This window comes from Domibacillus robiginosus (assembly GCF_000966195.1).
In the GTDB taxonomy this organism is placed as follows: domain Bacteria; phylum Bacillota; class Bacilli; order Bacillales; family Domibacillaceae; genus Domibacillus; species Domibacillus robiginosus.
Window position 1 is genome coordinate 1 of sequence record NZ_LAHL01000092.1, and the last position, 3,835, is coordinate 3,835.

Sequence of the window (3,835 nt, forward strand, 5' to 3'; positions counted from 1 at the left end):
GGCTCATTGTATTTTTCAATGCCCTCCCAGCCCATCGGCAGGTCAATCCAGTCAATATTAACACCCGTTTTGCGGGCTGCTGTTTTGAAAACCTCTACTGTAGCGCTTACAATTTCTGGCCCGATGCCGTCTCCAGCCAATACTCCAAGACGATAAACAGTCATAATGATAACTTCCTTTCTAAAATAAAAGTAGAATCGCAGTTCAGTGAAACCGTATTGAACTTCCTGTTTTTACTGTAACTGTTTTCTAGGAATTAATAAAATACTGTTTTTTAATGATTAATCATTTAATTTTTCTATTTATGAGATGCGTTAAATATGAGGTCACCATAAGCTTATTGATCCGCTTGATGGTAATCTTCCAAGAAATCGATAAACTCTTTGACAATTGCCAGGTCTAATAAATCCTCCCGGTATAAAATGCGCGTCTTCCAAATAAATGGATTACCTTCGGCGTCTTCCAGATAGATGGTATGAAGCTGATCATTTTCTTCCAGTACAATACTGGGGGCAATACAGTACCCCAGGCCATTTAGAACCATCCTTTTGGCAATTTCTACGTTATCTACACTTAGTGTATTGGCAGGCGGCTCATTAAAGTGCGTTTTCCACCAAGTATCCATAATCATTTCTAAATTAGGATCTGTTTGAAAGCTGATTTTTCGCATAGAAGGAAGATCTTTTAATTCAATTTTTTTCTGCGATAAAATACTAATGTATTCTTCTGTAATGACCGATTGTTTGCCTGGCCAGTGATGATCACCGCGGACAATACCGATATGCGCATCTTGTTTAAAAATTGCCTGTATTACGTCCAAATTTACACCTGTATGAATATTAAAATCAACCTTTGGGAATTTATCATTAAACGCTTTTAAGATCGGGGGCAGACGGTAAAAAGCAAATGTTCTTGAAACGCTTAACCGCAAAGTGCCACGTATTTCCTCACCGGAATTCCATAAATTTTCTTCCATTTCCCTCCGCTGGCGCAGCATCTCACTGGCATACTTGACTAGTAATTCTCCCTGCTCTGTAAATTCGACTCCCCGGCGCCCGCGGAGAAAAAGCTTAATATCAAACTCTTTTTCAATTTGCTGTAAACGATAGGTTAGAGTAGGTTGTGACATATAAAGGCGTTCCGCTGCTTTTGTAATGTTTTTTTCGCTATATACCGCCTGAAGAATAAGCCAGTCTTTTTTCTCCATATAAATTGCTCCTTTTCTGATATTAAAATAATCGATTGAATCTTATTAAAATTAAATATTTTATTAATGTCTAGGATTATAATACAGTTTATTTAAAGCAAGTACATCTTTTTTGTAAAAGCATTTAAAAGGGCTGAAACAAAAAAGACAGCAATATGAAAGCGAATTCAAATTTTGGGAGGGAATCCATTGACAGAAAAAAACTATAAGGTGGGGCTAATTCACGCCACAATGAACTCGGTTCAGCCTATACTGGAAGCTTTTCAAATTCATGCACCAGAAGTGACACTTTTGAATTTTATGGATGAAAGTCTTATTTATGAATTGAATGAAAGAGGCACTGTAACGAAAGCGATGAAAAGAAGGCTGCTTGATCTGGCTGGAAAAGCGGAAGCAAGCGGGGTGAATGGCATTTTACTTACATGTTCATCTTTTACACCAGTTGTGGGAGAAATCAGCCATTTGTTTCAATGTCCTATGTTAAGTGCAGATTTAAGTATGCTGGAAAAAGCAGTGGAGATGGGCAGCCATATTGGCGTGATTGCGACTGTTCCAGCAGCTGGACCGACAACAACTGCTTTGTTAAATAGCATTGCCCGGGAGTGTCAAAAATCCATTCAGGTTCATACAGCTGTTATACCGGAAGCATTTAGTGAGCTTCAAACAGGAAATCAAGAGAAACATGACGAATTGATTCATCGTAAGGTACAGGAACTGTCTATCGATTGTGACGTTATTTTGTTTGCCCAATTTTCTATGGCCAGAGCACTTAAAACATTAGATGTGGTGACAAAGCCTATTTTAACGAGTCCGGACATTAGCGTGAAGTCAATTATAGAAGAAATCACCAAAAAAGAAGCGGTAGTTGACCAGTGCTAATGGATAGCCTAAAGGATTTTTTCACAGCTTTTTGAGTAATACACGCGATTTAGATAAATTGCTGCCAGCCAGGAAGAGTAGACGTATGTATTTATCTTTTTATGAAGTAACGGATCCAAAGAGAACAGGATTGAGCAGCAAGGACAGGTAGAAAGTTCCTACGTGTATGCAATAAAAGAAGGGAGAAAAGCTAGTGGATAATAAAAAAACGATCGCCAGTCAGTTTGGAACCAATGCGGCTAATTACGTCACCAGCAAAACCCATGCGAAGGGAAAAGATCTCGATCTTATTGAAAATGGGGTAAAAGACCGTAAAAATACAAGTCTTCTCGATATTGCTACAGGCGGTGGGCACGTCGCAAACAAACTGGCTCCTATTTTTAAGAAAGTGACAGCTTTAGATTTAACACCGGAGATGCTCGAAAATGCTCAATCTTTTATCGAGTCAAACGGACATCAAAATGTTTTCTTTGTACAGGGAGATGCAGAAGCTCTTCCCTTTCCAGAGGAACACTTTGATACTGTAACATGCAGAATCGCTCCCCATCATTTTTCAAACGTTGATCAATTTATCAGCGAATCTTACCGGGTACTGACAGAGGACGGTTTATTTCTTTTGATTGACAATGTCTCTCCTGAAGTTGATGAATACGACCACTTTTACAATGAAGTAGAGAAAAAAAGAGACCCAAGCCATTTCCGTGCTTATAAAAAATCCGAATGGATCTCGTGGGTGGAGAAAGAAGGATTCTCTATTTTAACGGTCAATGTATTTGAAAAGAAATTTATATTTGATGAGTGGTGCCGAATGATGAACCTTTCAGGTGAGGTGAAAGAGGCGTTAAATCGATATATGGCTGAGTCTTCTGAAGAAATCAGAAATTTTTTCTCCATTGATGTAAAAGAAGAAAAAATTCAATCTTTTAAGGGTGAAGCGATATTCTTAGCCGCTGTTAAAAAGAAGAAATAAAGCTTTATGATCATTAATAAATCTTGTTTTTTATAGGTTATCAATATTTTCTTATAGCGCAAGCAAGGATGAAGTAGTAAAAAAAGCTGCTTCACCTTTCTTATGTGAAATACTGAATGATTGAATATCGAAGAGGGACTATTCGATAAGAATAGTCCCTCTTACGATGAAGAAATAATAACCAGCCAGGTTTGATGTGGATGGAATCGTATACTGTACAAAATAATTCTTTATGTATGATATGCTGGGCAAGTGCATGCAAAAAGAAAAGAAACTGCTTAATCCGCAGAGATCAGTGGAAGGAGCTTCTCAGTATAGAGAAGCTCCTTTGGTTTTTAACTGAATAAGGGTTAGTTTAAAACGACTTGGTTAATCCGCTCAGAAATGGCTTCCGCAAAGTCCGATGTTGATGCATTGCCGCCTAGATCTTTCGTTTTCACGCCTTCTTCAAGCGACTGGTACAATCCCTGTTCTACCAACTGTCCCATTTCCTTCAGCTTCGGATCATTATGGCGTTCCGCCAGCCAGTCCATCAGCATCACAGTAGACAGCATAATACCCGTCGGGTTGCCGATATTTTTCCCGGCAATATCCGGTGCAGAGCCGTGTGCTGCCTGTGCCATCGCCAGGTTATCATTTGAATTGATAGAAGGTGCCAGGCCCAGGCTCCCTACAAGTTCACCTGCTAGGTCAGAAAGAATATCCCCATACATATTTTCCGTCACAATCACATCAAAATCGCTGGCACGGCGTACCAAATGAGCCGCCATCGCGTCAAT

5 protein-coding genes are annotated in these 3,835 nt (G+C 39.2%); 2 read left to right on the plus strand and 3 right to left on the minus strand.

The window, feature by feature from the left end:
• Positions 1-164, minus strand: a 164-nt coding sequence (locus tag VP97_RS24145; RefSeq protein ID WP_245629940.1) for an isocitrate/isopropylmalate family dehydrogenase, incomplete at its 3' end; no start/stop codon positions are given.
• A gap of 173 nt (positions 165-337) precedes the next feature.
• Positions 338-1,207 carry a LysR family transcriptional regulator gene (locus VP97_RS22860; RefSeq protein WP_050184495.1) on the minus strand — a complete coding sequence of 290 codons (870 nt, stop codon included), beginning with the start codon at positions 1,205-1,207 and terminating at the stop codon, positions 338-340.
• 189 nt (positions 1,208-1,396) lie between these two features.
• Between VP97_RS22860 and VP97_RS22865 the strand changes: the two genes are divergently transcribed.
• A complete protein-coding gene (locus tag VP97_RS22865; protein WP_156153606.1) occupies positions 1,397-2,086 on the plus strand; it encodes an aspartate/glutamate racemase family protein in 690 nt (229 codons plus the stop codon).
• A gap of 193 nt (positions 2,087-2,279) precedes the next feature.
• A complete protein-coding gene (locus VP97_RS22870) occupies positions 2,280-3,056 on the plus strand; it encodes a class I SAM-dependent methyltransferase (RefSeq protein WP_050184496.1) in 777 nt (258 codons plus the stop codon).
• 350 nt (positions 3,057-3,406) lie between these two features.
• Here VP97_RS22870 and VP97_RS22875 read toward each other — a convergent pair.
• A partial coding sequence (locus tag VP97_RS22875) for an isocitrate/isopropylmalate family dehydrogenase (protein ID WP_245629974.1) occupies positions 3,407-3,835 on the minus strand: 429 nt, incomplete at its 5' end.